A 17,505-nucleotide genomic window follows, 5' to 3' on the forward strand; every position below is an offset into this window, starting at 1 on the left:
AAGTCCTCCTTTTTTGGTTCAACTAACCATCACCGGTCTCTTGACGGAAGTTTCCTTTATCGCACATGAACGGGCAGGAAGCCCCTTCTTCAATATTGGCAAGTCTGATATTGGTTCAATGGGGAAACTCTTCCGAATGTCTGATTGGTTCTTAATACAGCGTCCTTTTTACAAATTGGGGTCAATACATTGAGGCATCTAAAGGAACGGAACGGTAGAAAACGAACTTTTTACTAAATTAAGCACCGAAACAATCTTGTACTAAGAAATATTCTTACTCCTAGTTAAGCTTGATAAGCCGTTGGGACTTTTCAGCAATGGTTGGTTGCAGAACCACCGATTTCTTTTCCCAACGGCCGACTATTACAAGTATTTTGACAAAAAAAGATTGTCTGTTTAAACTTCATTTTGGTCAATGGGTCTTACATTGTTCGTACAGTCCTGCCTCTTTAATGGCTTCAATCAATGTTTCGCCTATTTTCGCCGGCGTATCCGCTATTTTAATGCCGCATTCTTTCATCACGCGGATTTTTTCATCCGCCGTCCCTTTGCCGCCTGAAATAATCGCGCCGGCATGACCCATACGTTTGCCCGGAGGAGCCGTCCTTCCGCCGATAAATCCGACAACCGGCTTTTTCATATTGGCCTTTATCCAACGGGCTGCTTCTTCCTCTGCGGTACCGCCGATTTCTCCAATCAGAATGACGGCATAAGTGTCGGGATCATGATTAAACTCTTTTAAAACATCAATAAAATTCGTTCCGTTGACAGGATCTCCTCCGATCCCGACAGCTGAAGATTGGCCAATACCGGCTTGTGACAATTGGTGCACAGCTTCATACGTTAAAGTTCCAGACCGGGAAACGACGCCGACATGGCCTTTTTTATGAATATATCCGGGCATAATGCCAATTTTGCATTCTTCCGGTGTAATAACGCCTGGACAGTTGGGACCAATTAACCGTGTTTTCTTTCCTTCCATAAATCGTTTTACTTGAACCATATCCAAAACGGGAATATGCTCCGAGATGCAGACGACCAATTCCAGTTCAGCATCTACTGCTTCCATAATCGCATCGGCAGCAAAAGGCGCAGGTACATAAATAACCGATGCGTTTGCCCCGGTGGTTTCGGCGGCTTCTTTCACAGTATTAAATACGGGAACCCCTTCTATTTCCGTTCCGCCTTTACCAGGAGAAGTACCGCCCACAATTTTCGTACCATATTCCAGCATTTGTTTTGTATGGAATCGAGCAGTAGATCCGGTAATTCCTTGAACAATGACTTTTGTTTCTCTATTCACATATACACTCATTTTTTCCCCGCCTTTCTTAACCTACTTGTTCCACTATTTTTTGTGCTCCATCCGCCATGGATTCTGCGGCTATAATATGAAGACCAGATTCATTTAAAATTTTCTTGCCTAGATCCACATTGGTTCCTTCGAGACGGACCACAAGCGGAACTTGCAAGCCAAGTTCTTTAGCGGCTTCGACAATACCCGTCGCGATGACGTCGCATTTCATAATGCCTCCAAAAATATTGACAAATATCCCTTTTACATTGGGATCAGATAATATAATCTTAAAAGCTTCCGTTACTTTCTCAGCTGTAGCGCCGCCCCCGACATCGAGGAAATTCGCCGGTTCACCGCCGTAATATTTAATGATATCCATGGTCGCCATCGCAAGACCAGCTCCATTTACCATGCAACCGATATTGCCTTCAAGAGAAATGTAGCTTAAATCATATTTAGAAGCTTCGATTTCTTTTGGATCTTCTTCGTCTAAATCGCGGTATTCAAGGATATCTTTATGACGATACAGAGCATTTGAGTCAAAGTTAAGCTTTGCATCCAACGCCATGACTTTTCCGTCTCCGGTCACAACAAGCGGATTAATTTCTGCTATGGAACAGTCTTTCTCAACAAATACTTTGTAAAGACCCAGCATGAAATTCGCCGCTTGATTCACCAGTTCATTTGGAATGTTGATATGGAAAGCAATCCTGCGGGCTTGGAAAGGTGTTAATCCCGTTAATGGATCTATCGTCTCTTTGAAAATTTTCTCAGGTGTCTTCGCAGCCACTTCTTCTATTTCCGTACCGCCTTCTTCTGAAGCCATTAATACAACGCGGGAAGCGGCACGGTCCAGCACGATCCCCACATAATATTCTTTCTTTATATCGCAGCCTTCTTCAATAAGTAATCGCTTTACTTCTTTGCCTTTTGGACCAGTTTGATGTGTGACAAGTGTTTTCCCCAACAATTCCTCCGCATATGTACGAACTTCATCTAAGTTTTTCGCAATTTTGACGCCGCCTGCTTTTCCACGTCCCCCAGCATGAATCTGCGCTTTCACAACCCAAACATCCGTCCCCAGTTCTTTAGCGGCTTCGACTGCTTCTTCCACAGAATAAGCCGCTTTGCCGTTTGGAACCGCCACCCCATACTTTCTGAGTATTTCTTTTCCTTGGTACTCATGGATATTCATTCATTCCATCCTCCTATTAACAACCAATAATGGACTGCGTATTTTTTATTTTATAAAAACTCTGACTATTTGTCTAGCTCTTCTCTCTTTTTATCAGCATTTATGTCTTTTTTTTGTATTTTATGTCCCTATTCTTCTCGTTTACTTTAATAATTGTACAAAAGAACCGGCGTTCCGCCGGTTCACTCATTATGCCCTTCTTCCTCTGCTTTATCCAACCGATAAATAAAGGCAAAAACTTCTGCAACTGCTTGATACAGTTCTTCCGGTATCGCTGTAGACAATTCCAGTTTGCAAAGCAATTCCACTAAATTACGGTCTTCTTGAATGGGAATATGGTTTTCTTTAGCTTTTTCAATAATCGCCTCAGCCGTTTTGCCCGACCCTTTAGCGATAAGAATTGGAGCTTGATGCTTATGAGGATCATAAGAAAGAGCAGCTGCTTGTTTTCGTTTTATTCCGTTTTCTTTTTTCATATCAAAATATTCACTCCGGTCGAAAATGGATCTTGCATCATTTCCCGAAGGATCATTTTCCCGTTTTTTTCATCTAAAGGTTTAAACTGGACAGAAGATAATTGGTAGCGAATCTGTTGCAATCCTTCTTTTAAGTTGGATAGAAGCGGAGAGGCAATCGTTTTTAATTCCGGGTTGTCGCTCATTATAAGGAGAGTGACGATACGGTTTTGAACTTGCATATCGACAACAACCTCCTTTAAATTTTTCAAATCCAAATAAAAAAGAATTCGGCAATAGTCCGGGTCAAGCTTTCCGTCTTTGTTCTTTTTTCCCGACCATTTTATGGTCAAATCTGTGTTGAGTCCGAAAAAAGAAAGAGGAAAATTCATGACAATGGTTTGAGCGGCTCCCAGATCGTTTGATAAAATCGGATATGCATTCAGCCTTGCCAACAGTTTTTCGGCGCTGTCTTTGATCTCTCCGGAAGCCTGGTCTTTTACAAGATCGGCCAGCTGTGGTTTTAAAACTTCTTTCCAATTTTCAGTGAAAGATAAAAGGTTGGATTCGTAATCGGCGCCCAATAATTTCATCATCGTTTTCAAGAGAGCAAAAGCATCCTTGCCTGTTAAATGATTTTCCGTCTCTTGTTTTACTTTTTCCCACAAGCCTTGAAACAGTTTTTCCCCTTCGCTTAAGCTATCTAAGGGAAGCTGTCTCGTACGGTCAGCCTCCTGTTCCACTAGTTTTAGCAGCCGGTCTTCCGAAACTGTCAGCAAAGCAGCTAGTTTCTTTAATGAGATTTCACCGTTTTCCGGAATGGATGCCGCCTCCTTCAGCAATGCCGAATAAACTTTTTCAGCCCATTCCGTTGTCTGCAACCGTTTCGATCCACTCTCACGCAAAATATCACGAACCAATTCTTGCTGGGCGGGATCCAGCCGGGATAAAAAGGATGAAAGCTGTTTTCTTCCAATCTCCCCCGATGAAAAAAGCCGTTGAAAGGAATCATCATCCGTTGAAGAAGAAAATAAAGAATTCAGCCATTTGATCGCCAAATCGGACAGACGAACACCGTTTTGTTCTTCTTTCGGCAAAAATCCCCACTTTTGAAGCAAATCAGCTGCGGCATCTTGTTCGGATGAACCGCCGCTTTCCAGAAGCGCAAGAAACTTTTGGAAAAACTTCATTGCCAATAATTTTGTGGAAGGATCCTTTATTTGATGAAGCGTGTTCATCAATGGGGGTACAAGATCTCCTTCAGGTGATGAAGACGCCATCTGTTCCCTTAATGCCGCCAACAATGAATGGGTGCTGTCCGTCTCCCCCATTACTGACATCAATGAATTAAAGACGCTTTTCGTAAATGGGAGGGAACGATCCATCATCAACTTTAAAATGTCAAGCCCTGCTTTTGTATCCGTCAGCTTCAGCCATTGGGCTGCATTTTCCATTTTTTCTTTTGTCAGCACCCATTGTTCAGCCGCCATTTTTTCTGCAATCGCCTTGATCTCCGGAGAAACGGGAAGAGAAAGTTTTTTCACAAGACTTTCGGCCGCAAGTTTAGGGTCTGTCCCCATTTCTGCTGCATTGGCAAGCACTTTTAAGTGCAAACCATTTTTCACCGTGGCTACTATAAACCAGTACCGTTCTCCGGCTTGGAGCGGAACTTCCATTTTAGCGAACATCTTTTGTCCTTTTATATTGATTTCTGCCATATTTTGCGGAAGCCACCGGACAATTTTGGCCGAAAACATTTCTCCTGTCTGAAAATGGACTTGTCTTTCCTGAGGGATTCCTTTTAGGGAAACAATACTTTGCAAAATATTCAATGAATCTTCTCCCCTTTTAGGCTCTCTACGATTTCTTTCACCGGAGAAAAGGATAGGCGATGGATGTCTGAAGGGCCGTATATTTTCAAACCATCGAGATGTTCCTTCGTTCCGTAGCCCATGTTTTGATCAAATCCGTAATAGGGGTACTTCCTTGCGAACTGTTCCATCATCCTGTCTCTTTCCACTTTCGCAACAATCGATGCGGCGGCAATCGAAGCGCTTTTACTGTCTCCTTTTATAATAGATTCTTGAGGAACAGAAAGCGGGAGAGTCATGGCATCGATCAGCAAATAATCCGGAGTTCGAGTGAGCGATTGTACAGCCATCTGCATTGCTTTTTTTGTCGCTTGATAGATGTTCAATTGGTCAATTTCCTTATGGTCCACGATCCCGATGCCTATATCTGCATGTTGTTTAATGTATGTATAATAGGATTCTCGTTTTGCTTTATTCAGTTTTTTAGAATCATTGAGACCCGGCAAATAAAAATCTTCCGACAAAATGACCGCCGCCGCTACAACGGGTCCGGCAAGCGGCCCTCTGCCAACTTCATCGATTCCGGCAATAATCGAATAACCCTTTTTTTTGGCTTTATTTTCATAAGTAAATAGTGATCGAAATTGTTCTTTTTCTCTCTGTTTCTTTTCTTGTTCTTTATACCAAGCCTGAATCAGTTTTTGCACTCCTTTTCGCTCATCACGCAGCCATTCCCGAAATAACGGGTCATCCTCAGACTCGATCTCTTTGATTTTTTCTTTGATTTCCCCAATTGTCAGGCTCATATACCGTCTCCTCCTTTTTGAAATGGAACGGAAATCTTTCAAAACTACTACTTCTATTCTAAGAATCCCTTTTCTTTCTATCCGGATAAAAGGACAGAATAAACATCCGAAACTTCGAATCGTCAGCTGAATTTCATCAGAAAATGCTCGATATTGGATAAGGGGCATGTCCCCTCTTTGTTTTATTATCGGCTTTTCACAATAAAAAATAAAGACCCGCTAAGAGGGTCTTGAGTCTGTCGTGGACATCGTCCGATTCATTTAACTTTGAAGAGTCCATATGGAAAAAATTCAGCAGTATTAAAAAGGCTTCGTCTTTATTCCTTCACAGGCCGGTTAAAAAAAGGGATTACGCCGCAAATATCTTTAAGAAAGGTGATTTTCCGGAAAATCAAATGTCAATTTCCCTAACTTTTCAGAACGGATATCGCGGATGATAATATCAGTTGTTTTATCGTAATCAATTTCTCCGCCTTTTAGCAGGCAGCCTCTCAGTTTTCCAATGGCATCAAACATTTCGATGATTTCCAAATGAGGGTCAATCTGGTATCGCTCTGTTAGACGCTCGGGATAATGCTCCTTTAAAAATCGCAGTCCATACGCTGCAACATCTTGCAAATTAATAATCGAATCTTTTATGGCCCCCGTTAGCGCCAATTTATAGCCTACTTCCTCATCTTCAAATTTAGGCCATAAAATACCTGGGGTATCTAAGAGTTCCAGTTCCTTCCCCACTTTTATCCATTGTTGGGCTTTCGTCACACCTGGGGTATTGCCTGTTTTGGCAATGTTTCGTTTAGCCAGCCGATTAATCAGAGTGGATTTCCCCACATTTGGAATACCGACAATCATCGCACGAACAGCTCGGGGTTTGATCCCCCTTGCTCTCATTCGATCAAATTTTTCTTTCAACAGCTCTTTTGTCTTATTCATTATTTGGGAAAGTCCCTGACCCTCTTGAGAGTTTATTGCAATGGCGGGCAATTGGCGACTCTTGAAGTAAGCGATCCATTCTTTCGTCCATTCCGAATCAGCCAAATCCGCTTTGTTCAATAAAACGATTCTAGGTTTTTGTTGGATGATTTCATCGATCATCGGATTTCGTGAAGACAGTGGCAAACGAGCATCTACCAGCTCAAAAACGATATCAATAAGTTTAAGTTTCTCGGTCACTTCTCTCCTCGCCTTTGCCATATGGCCAGGAAACCATTGTATCGTCATGATTTCACCTCCTATCTGAATGGTTTCTGATAAGCTTAGCTATTGAGATGAAGTGTTTTAATCAAGCCAAGCTTATTCCAACGAGAAATTCTAAGATTAATCCATGATTCGGGAAACAGGTGTTTAATGGAACGACAAAAAAAACATCCCTTTTGGTACAAAAAACGGGCTATTTGGCTATTCCGAAATCTTTAATCGGCCAATAAATAAACTTTGTCTCTCCTACTATTTTATCCATTTTGATCGTCCCGATATGGCGGCTGTCTTTGCTGAATCGGCGATTGTCCCCTAAGACAAAAATCTCTCCTTTTGGCACTGTATCGCGGCCAATAATTTCTTTCAAAGTAAAGTCTTGTGTTAAAGGGCCGTCCGTCACTTCTTTTTTGTATTTGTCTAAATAGGGTTCTTTATAATATTTTCCATTAATATACAATTTGTCGTTCTTATATTCGATTCTATCTCCCGGAAGCCCGATCACTCGTTTAATATAATCTTTTCCTTCCGGTGCGTGAAATACGACAATATCGAATCGTTTGGGTTTCGCAAGTTTATTGACAATCATACGGTCTCCGTTATGTAGTGTCGGCATCATCGAAAGTCCGTCAACCACAATAGGAGCAAAAACGAAGTAACGAATAATCGCCGCGAGAGCCACTGCGATTAAAAGAGCTTTTGTCCATTCCCATAATTCATTTTTCTGTTTTGCCAAATTGTCCACCACCCAATGCCTATATAGAATCAAAATTGCGCCTGCATGCTGTTTCCTCGGACCATTTGCCACACAAATTCCGAGGAAAAACGGCTTTTGTTTTTCTATTAATTCAAGCAGAGAAAACGGGAATATAATCTGATCGATACGTTTTCCTGCCGCAACTCTTACTATTTGTTGAAGCTTTATTCACACAGTGTACTTGGTCATCCTTAAAACGAAGCTTCGTCTGAAGAATCCATACATGGCATTTATTTTACTTCATTTAAACTATTTTTGCCACCATTTGGAACAGCATGTAGTATGTATTGGGACATAAAAAGGAGCTTGAATACAAGCTCCTTTTTGCAAAGATCGTTCTATTATCGAATTTCTTTAATACGAGCAGCTTTTCCTCGCAAGTTACGCAAATAGTAAAGTTTCGCACGACGAACTTTACCGCGACGCACAACTTCAATCTTCGCAATTTTTGGTGTGTGAAGAGGGAATGTACGTTCAACCCCTACACCGTAAGAAACTTTACGTACAGTAAAAGTTTCGCTGATTCCGCCGCCGCGGCGTTTGATTACAACACCTTCAAAAATTTGGATACGTTCGCGATTTCCTTCTACAACTTTAACGTGTACGCGTACAGTATCCCCTGGACGGAAATCAGGAATATCATTGCGAAGTTGTTCTTTTGTAATTTCATCAATTAAATGGTGCATCGTATTCAACTCCTTCCAACAGATGCTCTTGCAGATCGATCGTTTGCAGCGGAACATCGTTTTCAAACGAAAAGAACGAAATATTTCGTTCAAATCACAAGCTAAATCTTATCATATCGCCAACCGCAAATCAAGCAGCAATTAGAAATTTTGCCAGTACGTTTTTAAGAGTCGGAGGACGAGTAATTCCCCTTTTCCCATTCTTGCAGCCATTCCTTTTGCTCAGGAGTTAATGGAAAATTTTCTAACAAGTCAGGCCTTCTTTCCCAAGTTCTTCGCAGCGACTCCTTCATCCGCCATTGCTCAATCAATCGGTGATTTCCGGACAACAGCACGTCTGGAACTTTCAACCCACGAAAGTCGGCGGGCCTTGTATAATGAGGATGTTCCAGCAATCCAGAGGAAAAAGAGTCCATAATCGGTGAATTCTCATTGCCTAAAACTCCGGGAAGCAGTCTTACAACGCTGTCGACAACTGCCAACGCACCGATTTCGCCTCCAGTCAGCACAAAATCGCCAATGGAAATTTCATCGGTAACGATCGTCCGAATACGTTCATCATAGCCTTCATAATGTCCGCAAATCAAAATCAAATGGTCTTCTTCGGCAAGCTCTTCCGCTTTTTTTTGCGTATATCTCTCGCCTTGTGGGCACATAAGGATCACTCTTGGCTGAGTGTTTTCGCTTTTTTGTTTCAAATGGGCGACGGCGTCGAAAATGGGCTGTGGTTTTAATACCATCCCGGCACCGCCCCCGTATGGATAATCATCTACTGATTGATGCTTGTCATTCGAAAATTCTCTGAAATTGACTACATGATAGGTGACAATTTGCTTTTCTGCCGCTTTTTTTAGAATGGAAGATGACAAGACACCGTCAAACATTTCCGGAAACAATGTTAAAATATCAATCTTCATGACAGCAGTCCTTCCATTGGATGGATTATAATGATTTTTTCGTCAATATCTACTTTCTTCACGATGTCCTCAATATACGGAATATAATATTCTTTTCCATTGGAGTCTTTTACCACCCAGACATCATTGGCTCCCGGTGTAAGAATTTCCGTTACGATTCCCACCGGGTCGCCATCTTCCGTCTTTACTTGACAGCCAATGATTTGATGAAAGTAATATTCCCCTTCCTCCAATTCGTGTTGCTGGCTTTCAGGAATCTTTAACATCGCACCTTTAAACTTTTCCACATCGTTGATGCTTTCATAACCTTCAAATGAAAGAAGATCGAATGACTTATGAGTCCTATGACTATTCACCACGAGCGGAATTCCTTCCGTTTGTCCGGGGAGGAATAAATAGAGAGTATTGCCTTTTTTATAGCGTTCTTCCGGGAAGTCGGTACGGGAGAGCACCCGCACTTCTCCCTTGATTCCGTGTGTATTCACGATTTTACCGATATTGAACCATTTCTCCATTCTTTCACCCCTCACGAATGTCAATAATTATTCCGTCTTTCACGACAATCGTTTTCCCTTTTGCCACTTCATCCCAACGGTCTCCAATTTCCACTGTTACAATCGTCTCCAATTCCTGCTCTTTTATTTCGCTTCCAAGCGGCAATAAATCCAATTGTTGAAGTTGAAATTCATGTTGCTTGATTTTTTCTCTTCGTTTGTCGATTTCCTTTCCGAAATAGGCACGAACTTGCGCAAGGGAGAATTTTTTTTCTTTTTCTACCTTTTTTTGTTCAAATTGAAGCTGAGCACACTCCTTTTCCAGCTGCTCGATTTTTTCCGAGTATTTTTGGAGTAGCAACTCTTTGCTTTTTTCCGTTAATACTTGCTTAACGACCACTTTTTGGATAATTTCCATCGGGACACCTCCGAGATTGCCCCCAATAGGCTGACCACGAGTCCTATACAAAAAGGGAGGTTTCCCCTCCCTTTTTCGGCAATTTCCAAATATACTTTTTCCTTTATATCAGCACTAGCTGCCTAAAGAACAGTCCGAATGGTTTTCACCATACGTCCGTATTTTCCAACCACTTTTCCGGCATCAGCCGGTCCATTGGAAAGGCTAGAAACCTCTCTTCGCGGATCGACACGGAGCCTTTTCCGAGTGGTCCACGAAAGGTTGGTCAACGGCAAGAATGAATTCAATTATTCTTATTTGCCGTATTTAGCGTTGTGGAATTTTTCCATAATTCCTTTTTGAGAGAAAAGGTTGCGAACTGTGTCAGACGGTTTTGCACCGTTTTGCAACCATTTAAGCGCCAATTCTTCGTTAATTTCGACTTGAGCCGGTTGAGTCAACGGATTGTATGTTCCGATGGTTTCAATAGAACGGCCATCGCGAGGAAAACGAGAATCTGCCACTACAATACGATAGAACGGAGCTTTTTTTGCCCCCATACGTTTTAAACGAATTTTTACTGCCATGATTAATGCACCTCCGAATAGTTTCACACAAGATAGTATGTTATCAAAAAATCCTATTGCTTGTAAAGTGTTTTTTCTTAACACATGAATATTGCCTCAACAAACTTACTATTTAAAAGTGTTTAGATCAAGACCCGTAAAAGTAAAACATCATAGATCTCACATGAAAAGGGTGAAATAGTTACGGGCCGCTCATTGCTTTACATAAAAGGGAATTTGAAACCCTTTTTCTTTCCTTTTTGCATGCTGGTCATTTGTTTCATCATTTTTTTCATTTCTTCAAATTGTTTCAACAGCCGATTGACTTCTTGAATGGTTGTACCGCTTCCTTTTGCGATACGTTTTCTTCGACTGGAGTTGATAATTTCCGGATGCTCTTTCTCTTCTTTTGTCATTGAGCGAATAATCGCTTCCACATGGCTGATTTGCTTTTCATCGATTTGAATGTTGTTCAGCCCTTTGATCCTGTTCATTCCGGGGATCATTTTTAATAATTCATCGAGTGGACCCATCGAGCGGACTTGGCCCAATTGGTCAAGAAAATCATCGAGTGTAAATGACATCGTTCGGATTTTTTGTTCAAGCTGTTTTGCTTTCTCTTCGTCAACGGAAGCCTGCGCTTTTTCAATTAATGTCAGCACATCTCCCATTCCGAGAATGCGCGATGCCATTCGTTCCGGATGGAAAGGTTCAAGAGCATCCATTTTCTCGCCCATTCCGGCAAATTTGATGGGCTTACCTGTTACCGAACGAATCGATAAGGCTGCCCCTCCGCGTGTATCCCCGTCCAGCTTGGTTAAGATAACGCCGGTGATGCCAAGCTGTTCATCAAAGCTTTGAGCGACATTGACAGCATCCTGCCCTGTCATCGCATCAACGACAAGAAAAATTTCATCAGGCTTGGTCAAAGACTGGATTTGTTTTAATTCTTCCATCAAATTTTCATCAATATGGAGCCGGCCGGCGGTATCAATTAAAACATAGTCATAATGCTCTTCTTTTGCTTTTTCAATCGCCTTTTGGGCAATTTCCACCGGGCTGACTTGATCGCCGAGAGAAAAGACAGGCATATTCAGCTGTTTGCCGAGAGTTTCCAACTGCTTGATGGCGGCAGGACGGTAAATATCCGCAGCGACCAGTAACGGCTTGCGGTTGTATTTTTTCCTCAAAAGGTTAGCCAGCTTGCCTGTTGTCGTCGTTTTCCCCGCTCCTTGGAGACCGACCATCATTACAACAGTCGGAGGACGCTTCGCAACGGCTATTTGGCTCTGTTCACCGCCCATCAGCTCGGTCAATTCTTCCTTAACGACTTTGATGACTTGTTGGCCGGGAGTCAGACTCTTCATCACTTCTTGGCCAACGGCGCGTTCGCTCACTTTTTTAACAAATTCCTTTACAACTTTAAAGTTGACGTCTGCTTCCAAAAGCGCTAAACGAACTTCTCTCATCATCTCTTTCACATCCGCTTCGGATACTTTTCCTTTGCCGCGGATTTTTTGAATGGTGTTTTGCAAACGCTCGGCCAATCCTTCAAAAGCCAATGCTGCCGCCTCCTTTCTTTATAAAAAATCTACTCCAACTTCTCCAATTGTTCCACCAACTCGAGCAACTGCTCTTTTGAATGGTTGTCAGAAGAGATGGCATTCTTTAATTGTTGAAACAGTTCAGTCCTCATTTGAAACTTTTTGAATAAAGACAATTTTTCTTCATATTCTTCCAGCATGGCTTCTGTCCGTTTAATGTTATCATAAACCGCTTGACGGCTTATACCATATTCTTCTGCTATTTCCCCCAACGAGTAATCATCGAGGTAATAGAGGGCCATATAATTACGCTGCTTTGGAGTCAACAACGATTGATAAAAATCATACAAGAAATTCATTCTCGTTGTTTTTTCCAGCATGCCATTCCCCTCTTTTCGTTGTTAAGTGGAATTCCTTTACACTATTTCAGTGTACTTTGAATGACTTCAAATGTCAAGGAAATTCCCTTGCATGTGCCTGACGACAGAATATAAAGCGCTTTTTGGCGATAAAGGAACTCATGGAGCTCCCATTCCCCTTATTTCAAAAGTGAAAAACCGTTTGAGCCATAGACTGTTTATTTCCATCTGACCGGATAGTCCCAGCTGTGGCTCAAACGGTATTAGAAGAAGCCTTTATTCCTGCCTCTCCCCCAAAACGTCAGTTGGTGGAATCCTCTTTCATAAGGTCGGAAAATAATCCGTATACATACTTTTCAACATCAAACTCCTGCAAATCATCCATTTTTTCACCAAGTCCAACAAATTTTACCGGAATTTGCAATTCATTTCGTATCGCCAGCACGATGCCCCCTTTCGCCGTGCCATCCAGCTTGGTCAACACAATTCCTGTGACTTGGGTAGCTTCTTTAAAGGTTTTTGCTTGGATCAGTGCATTTTGGCCGGTTGTGGCATCTAAAACGAGAAGCACTTCATGAGGAGCCCCGGGCACTTCCCTTTCGATCACGCGTTTCACTTTTTCTAATTCTTTCATCAAGTTCACTTTATTTTGCAGGCGTCCAGCCGTATCGCAAAGGAGAACGTCCGCTTTTCTCGCTTTTGCTGCTTTGATGGCGTCAAACATGACAGCAGCGGGGTCCGAACCTTCAGTCTGTTTGATCACATCGACTCCGACCCTTTCCCCCCATACTTCCAATTGTTCAATGGCTCCGGCGCGGAACGTATCACCTGCAGCCAGAAGCACTGATTTTCCTTCATTTTTAAATTTATGGGCCAGCTTCCCTATCGTTGTCGTTTTGCCGACCCCGTTCACGCCGACAAATAAAATAACTGTCAGACTGTTTTCCTGGAGATTGAGTTCATGAAGGGTTTCATCTCCCCCTTGATAAATCTCCACGAGTTTTTCCACAATCACATCTTGCAATTCAGCAGAGTCTTGAATTTTCCGGCGTTTTGCCTCCATTTTCAGCTCTTCCACCAGTTCCATCACGGTTTGAACACCGACATCGGCACTGATCATAATTTCTTCCAATTCCTCAAAAAACTCCTCGTCCACTTTCCGATAGCGGGCGATCAAATCGTTGATTTTACTCGAAAATCCATTTCTTGTTTTCGACAAACCGCTCTTGAATTTTTCTGTTACAGTATCCGTTGATTTCGTAAATTTTGATTTTAGTTTTTGAAAAAAGCTCATCATTTCACTTCCTTTACTCATACTACCAGAGTCTTTGCGCTTCTTTTTACCTTCAAAACAAACCTTTGTATTCTGAATAAAAATCGAATTTGAACTTAAACAGAAGATTGCTTGATTCTTAAAAGAAAAAGTTCAAAATGAGACATTAAGAAAAAGTGTTTCTTACACTTTTAACAATTCCTTCGTTTCTTCCAACCGGACGGAAACCAGCTTTGATACTCCTGATTCTTGCATTGTGACTCCATACAGCACATCGGCTTCTTCCATTGTACCTTTTCGGTGAGTGATGACAATAAACTGTGTTTCTTCGCTGAATTGCTTTAAATAACGGCTGAAGCGATAGACATTGGCTTCGTCAAGCGCTGCTTCTACTTCGTCCATAATGCAAAATGGAACGGGACGTACTTTTAAAATCGAAAAGAGCAATGCAATGGCCGTAAGCGCCCGTTCTCCGCCGGAGAGAAGCCCCAAATTTTGCAGTTTTTTTCCTGGAGGCTGAGCAATTATTTCAATACCGGTAGTCAACATATGCTCAGGATCTGTTAATTTTAATTCAGCTCTTCCTCCACCAAACAATTGCGAAAAAACCGAGCCAAATTGTTTACGTACAGCAGTGAAGGTCTCTTCGAAACGTCGAGCCATTTCTTCATCCATCTCGGAGATCACACGATAGAGTGTTTCTTTCGCTTCTTGAAGATCATTTTTTTGTTCCAACAAAAAGGAATAACGTTCGGAAATCCGCTTATACTCATCTATCGCTCCCAAATTGACCGTCCCTAATTCCTCAATCGCCAATTTGATTAGTTTTAATTGCTTGCGAGCTTCTTCAATGGGAATCGTAAGCGGATAATGTTCTTTTGCCGCTTCAAATGTAAGCTTGTATTCTTGATTTAAAACGGAAAGACGGTTTTCTAGTTCGACATCCAAACGATTAATCTTTACTTCTTCATCTTGAACGACTTCGACAAGACCTTTATGAATTCGTTTTAATTCTTTTAATTCAAGTTCTTCATCTTCAATGATTTGCTGAAGCTTGAATCGTTCTTCCCTTCTCAATGAGATGAGACGTGCTGTCTCTTCCTTATCTTGGGATTTTTGCTTAGCAGCTGCTTCCACTTGAAATTCCCCGTCTTCACTGTTCACCATTTCGGACTGCAAATCGTTCAAATCGTTTTCCAATTGCTTTTGTTTGTTGGACGTTGCCTCAATCTCCGTTTCTACTCTTTGAAGTTCTTTTTTGCGTGCGTTAAGCTGCTCATTTTTAACCGCCAATAATGCTTTCAAATCGCTGATTTCACTTTGCAGTTTTTCTTTTGATTCTTTCTCATGATATTTCTGCTCTGTCAGACGTTCTAATTCAGCATTGATTTTCTTCAACGCAGATTCTGTATTTTCAAGAGATCGAAGCAAAGACTCTTTTCGCTCTGTCAACGCTTGTTTTTCCCGCTCGTATTCCGATTTTTCCAAATCGTACACGGCCAGCTTTTCATTTAGATTCTCAAAGGCCATTTCGTTTTCACGCCATTTGGCTTTCCATTCTTGCTGCTGCAAACGAAGCTTTTCCCCATCTTTTCGCATTTCTTCCAAATGAGCTTCGCGGGATTGGATTTCCGATTTTAATTCCTTTACCTTTTTTTCCGCCTCCGTTGTTTTTTGTTCCATGATTTCGATTTCCTGCTTTAAAGATTCCAGCTCATTTTTGCGACTTAAAATGGAAGCATTCTTTTGTTTAACTGCTCCTCCTGTCATGGAACCTCCGGGGTTGACGACATCGCCATCAAGCGTTACCATCCGCAATCGGTATCCAAGTTTTTTAGCCAGATCATTAGCTGCTTTTAAATCCGTTGTGATCACAACATTTCCTAACAAATTGGAAATGATGTCACGATATTTATCTTCACAACGAATCAATTCTGCCGCAATTCCGACAAAACGGCTATCCGATCGCAGCAAGGAAATCAGGTCATTGGAAATCGATTTGCCTTTTATGATATTCAACGGCAAAAAAGTCGCCCTGCCGTAATGATGCTTCTTTAAAAAACCAATAGCTTCACGGGCAGAACGCTCGTCCACCGTCACGATGTGCTGGGTAGCACTGCCGAGAGCTGTCTCGATAGCCTTTTCCAATTCTTTCGGGACTTCAATCAGTTCAGCCACCGCTCCTTCAATTCCATGAAGAACCGAATTTTTAGCTTTCAAAACTTCTTTTACGCCTTGGAAAAAGCCGGCATACTCTTCTTCCATCGTTTCGAGCATTTCTTTACGAGACTTGGCTTGCTGCAGAATTTTATAGGCTTGATATAAATTCGATTCCAATTTCGCATATTTTTGTTTCTGTGCTTCAATCGTTCGTTTTTCCGTTTGGAAAGACTGGATGTGCTGATTCAGCTCAAGTTCAATTCGTTTCAACTCGTTTTCTAAATTTTTTCTTTCGTTCTCAAATTCAGTACGAGTGCTTAAATATTTTTCGTTTTCCTTCGTCAGCCTTTGTTGGCGAGCTTCATATTGCTGCCATTGTTGTTCAATGTACTGCAGCTCATTTTTGATAGATGCTTGATTGTTTAAATGATCGATATAATCGGTTTTTAATGAATCAATCCGTTCGTCTACGTCGTCGGCCAGCTCGTTTAATTGTTTTTGTTTTTCAGCAAGTGATTGTTTTAAGGCGAGCGCTTCCTCTTTACAGTTTTCCGTTTCTTGTTTGAGAATCTCTTTTTCGTTTTGCAAAGATTGAAGACGTTCTGTAAGTTCGATAATATTTTGCCTTAATTGGCTTTCGTTTTGAGCCGCATTTTTCTTTCTTTCTATTAATACCTTTTTTTGCCCTTCCAGTTTCTCCAATTCTTCACTGGCCGCCAACAAGACATTTTGCAAATCACTGATGGATTCATCCAGTGCCGTCAGCTGATCTCTCAACTCCGCAAGCCTAGCTTCCTTTTTTTGAAGTTCGGCCGATCGAGCCATTTCCTCTTTTTTATGACTATCCAGCTCGCTGCTCAATTTTTCCCATCGCTTATGCAATTCTTCAATCTCATAAACGATGCAAGCCACTTCCACCTTTTCTAAATCCTCTTTTTTCTGAAGATAATCTTTGGCGATAGAAGCTTGAATTTTGAGCGGTTCTACTTGGTGTTCCAGTTCGTGCAAAATGTCATTGACCCTGTTTAGATTTTCTTCTGTTTCAGCCAATCTGGCCTCTGCCTTTTTTTTGCGCGTTTTGTATTTCAACACTCCCGCTGCTTCTTCAAAAATGCTTCGTCTGTCTTCCGGCTTGCTGTTCAAAATTTCTTCTACGCGGCCTTGTCCTATCATAGAAAAAGCTTCCCTGCCAAGACCGGAATCCATAAACAATTCGACAATGTCTCTCAATCGACATGGCTGTTTGTTAATAAAAAACTCGCTATCACCAGACCGAGTCACCCTTCTAGTGACACTGATTTCATTATATTCCAGCGGCAAAAATTCATCTTCATTATCGAGAACTAACGTAACTTCCGCAAAATTTAAAGCTTTGCGGGTATCACTCCCAGCAAAAATAACATCTTCCATCTTTGATCCGCGGAGCGACTTTGCAGAATGCTCTCCTAATACCCACCTGACGGCATCGGTAATATTGCTTTTCCCCGATCCGTTTGGCCCAACCACTGCTGTAATACCAGGAACAAAATCAATGGTGATTCTGTCAGCAAACGATTTAAAGCCAACGATCTCCAATCGTTTGAGGAACATTTAT

General features: G+C 41.7%; 16 protein-coding genes. All 16 read right to left on the reverse strand.

Features of this window, described 5'->3' with window-relative positions:
• Positions 1–412: 412 nt before the first annotated feature.
• The 16 genes from sucD to smc all read right to left on the reverse strand — a co-directional run bounded on the left by sucD (position 413) and on the right by smc (position 17,501).
• The gene (sucD, locus tag N1I87_RS10865) at positions 413–1,315 is read right to left on the reverse strand and encodes a succinate--CoA ligase subunit alpha (RefSeq protein ID WP_341101708.1); all 903 of its coding nucleotides are present in this window, start codon (positions 1,313–1,315) and stop codon (positions 413–415) included.
• 16 nt (positions 1,316–1,331) lie between these two features.
• Complete coding sequence (gene sucC, locus N1I87_RS10870) at positions 1,332–2,492, reverse strand: ADP-forming succinate--CoA ligase subunit beta (protein ID WP_341094729.1); 1,161 nt, start codon at positions 2,490–2,492, stop codon at positions 1,332–1,334.
• A gap of 182 nt (positions 2,493–2,674) precedes the next feature.
• On the reverse strand, positions 2,675–2,968 hold the full coding sequence (locus N1I87_RS10875) for an EscU/YscU/HrcU family type III secretion system export apparatus switch protein (RefSeq protein WP_341101710.1): 294 nt from the start codon (positions 2,966–2,968) through the stop codon (positions 2,675–2,677).
• Positions 2,965–4,779, reverse strand: a complete 1,815-nt coding sequence (locus N1I87_RS10880) for a hypothetical protein (protein ID WP_341101714.1) — start codon at positions 4,777–4,779, stop codon at positions 2,965–2,967. Before N1I87_RS10880 ends, N1I87_RS10875 begins: the two co-directional genes overlap by 4 nt.
• Entirely contained in the window at positions 4,776–5,564 is a 789-nt protein-coding gene (locus N1I87_RS10885) for a ribonuclease HII (RefSeq protein ID WP_341101716.1), read from the reverse strand. Before N1I87_RS10885 ends, N1I87_RS10880 begins: the two co-directional genes overlap by 4 nt.
• A gap of 366 nt (positions 5,565–5,930) precedes the next feature.
• Positions 5,931–6,785, reverse strand: coding sequence for a ribosome biogenesis GTPase YlqF (gene ylqF, locus N1I87_RS10890; protein WP_341101719.1), 855 nt, complete (start codon positions 6,783–6,785; stop codon positions 5,931–5,933).
• Between the two features lie 169 nt (positions 6,786–6,954).
• Complete coding sequence (gene lepB / locus N1I87_RS10895; protein ID WP_040341500.1) at positions 6,955–7,494, reverse strand: signal peptidase I; 540 nt, start codon at positions 7,492–7,494, stop codon at positions 6,955–6,957.
• A gap of 362 nt (positions 7,495–7,856) precedes the next feature.
• Entirely contained in the window at positions 7,857–8,201 is a 345-nt protein-coding gene (rplS, locus tag N1I87_RS10900; protein ID WP_003354556.1) for a 50S ribosomal protein L19, read from the reverse strand.
• A gap of 164 nt (positions 8,202–8,365) precedes the next feature.
• A complete protein-coding gene (gene trmD / locus N1I87_RS10905; protein WP_341101721.1) occupies positions 8,366–9,118 on the reverse strand; it encodes a tRNA (guanosine(37)-N1)-methyltransferase TrmD in 753 nt (250 codons plus the stop codon).
• Complete coding sequence (gene rimM, locus N1I87_RS10910; protein WP_327803103.1) at positions 9,115–9,633, reverse strand: ribosome maturation factor RimM; 519 nt, start codon at positions 9,631–9,633, stop codon at positions 9,115–9,117. The genes trmD and rimM overlap by 4 nt, the downstream gene beginning before the upstream one ends.
• 4 nt (positions 9,634–9,637) lie before the next feature.
• On the reverse strand, positions 9,638–10,030 hold the full coding sequence (locus N1I87_RS10915; RefSeq protein ID WP_327797886.1) for a YlqD family protein: 393 nt from the start codon (positions 10,028–10,030) through the stop codon (positions 9,638–9,640).
• Between the two features lie 293 nt (positions 10,031–10,323).
• Entirely contained in the window at positions 10,324–10,596 is a 273-nt protein-coding gene (gene rpsP / locus N1I87_RS10920) for a 30S ribosomal protein S16 (protein ID WP_003354551.1), read from the reverse strand.
• 200 nt (positions 10,597–10,796) lie between these two features.
• Positions 10,797–12,137 carry a signal recognition particle protein gene (gene ffh / locus N1I87_RS10925; protein WP_341101726.1) on the reverse strand — a complete coding sequence of 447 codons (1,341 nt, stop codon included), beginning with the start codon at positions 12,135–12,137 and terminating at the stop codon, positions 10,797–10,799.
• A gap of 29 nt (positions 12,138–12,166) precedes the next feature.
• On the reverse strand, positions 12,167–12,499 hold the full coding sequence (locus tag N1I87_RS10930; protein WP_341101728.1) for a putative DNA-binding protein: 333 nt from the start codon (positions 12,497–12,499) through the stop codon (positions 12,167–12,169).
• A gap of 280 nt (positions 12,500–12,779) precedes the next feature.
• On the reverse strand, positions 12,780–13,772 hold the full coding sequence (gene ftsY, locus N1I87_RS10935) for a signal recognition particle-docking protein FtsY (RefSeq protein ID WP_341101732.1): 993 nt from the start codon (positions 13,770–13,772) through the stop codon (positions 12,780–12,782).
• Between the two features lie 162 nt (positions 13,773–13,934).
• Entirely contained in the window at positions 13,935–17,501 is a 3,567-nt protein-coding gene (gene smc / locus N1I87_RS10940) for a chromosome segregation protein SMC (protein WP_341101733.1), read from the reverse strand.
• Between the last annotated feature and the right edge of the window lie 4 nt (positions 17,502–17,505).

Source organism: Bacillus sp. FSL W8-0102 (genome assembly GCF_038007225.1).
Lineage (GTDB): Bacteria > Bacillota > Bacilli > Bacillales > DSM-4216 > Bacillus_O > Bacillus_O smithii.

Bases quoted from the DNA above. Each gene is read 5' to 3' on its own strand.
- sucD (WP_341101708.1), bottom strand. From the start codon at position 1,315: ATGAGTGTATATGTGAATAGAGAAACAAAAGTCATTGTTCAAGGAATT.
- N1I87_RS10875 (WP_341101710.1), bottom strand. From the start codon at position 2,968: ATGAAAAAAGAAAACGGAATAAAACGAAAACAAGCAGCTGCTCTTTCT.
- ylqF (WP_341101719.1), bottom strand. From the start codon at position 6,785: ATGACGATACAATGGTTTCCTGGCCATATGGCAAAGGCGAGGAGAGAA.
- N1I87_RS10930 (WP_341101728.1), bottom strand. From the start codon at position 12,499: ATGCTGGAAAAAACAACGAGAATGAATTTCTTGTATGATTTTTATCAA.
- N1I87_RS10915 (WP_327797886.1), bottom strand. From the start codon at position 10,030: ATGGAAATTATCCAAAAAGTGGTCGTTAAGCAAGTATTAACGGAAAAA.
- smc (WP_341101733.1), bottom strand. From the start codon at position 17,501: ATGTTCCTCAAACGATTGGAGATCGTTGGCTTTAAATCGTTTGCTGAC.
- rimM (WP_327803103.1), bottom strand. From the start codon at position 9,633: ATGGAGAAATGGTTCAATATCGGTAAAATCGTGAATACACACGGAATC.
- N1I87_RS10885 (WP_341101716.1), bottom strand. From the start codon at position 5,564: ATGAGCCTGACAATTGGGGAAATCAAAGAAAAAATCAAAGAGATCGAG.
- sucC (WP_341094729.1), bottom strand. From the start codon at position 2,492: ATGAATATCCATGAGTACCAAGGAAAAGAAATACTCAGAAAGTATGGG.
- rplS (WP_003354556.1), bottom strand. From the start codon at position 8,201: ATGCACCATTTAATTGATGAAATTACAAAAGAACAACTTCGCAATGAT.
- ftsY (WP_341101732.1), bottom strand. From the start codon at position 13,772: ATGAGCTTTTTTCAAAAACTAAAATCAAAATTTACGAAATCAACGGAT.
- rpsP (WP_003354551.1), bottom strand. From the start codon at position 10,596: ATGGCAGTAAAAATTCGTTTAAAACGTATGGGGGCAAAAAAAGCTCCG.
- trmD (WP_341101721.1), bottom strand. From the start codon at position 9,118: ATGAAGATTGATATTTTAACATTGTTTCCGGAAATGTTTGACGGTGTC.